Genomic DNA, 245 nt, shown 5'->3' on the forward strand with positions numbered 1-245 from the left:
ATACAGAACAACGCCTTAGAGAAAAATTAGAAGAAACGAAGAAAAACTGGAAAGAGAAACAAGGGAAAGAAAATACAGAAGTAACAGTCGAGGATATTTCCAATGTCGTATCAAGTTGGACGGGAATCCCTGTTACACGATTAGCCCAAACGGAAACAGATAAATTATTAAAACTAGAAGAAATTATCCATTCTCGCGTGATTGGGCAAGAAGAAGCGGTTAAGGCTATTTCTAAAGCCGTTCGT

1 pseudogene is annotated in these 245 nt (G+C 38.0%); it reads left to right on the top strand.

Annotation, left to right across the window (positions count from 1 at the left end):
* Positions 1 to 245: pseudogene (locus ACWXWW_RS18265) on the top strand (NDP-hexose 4-ketoreductase); the annotation flags it as partial.

Source organism: Microbacterium sp. KNMS, assembly GCF_053851835.1.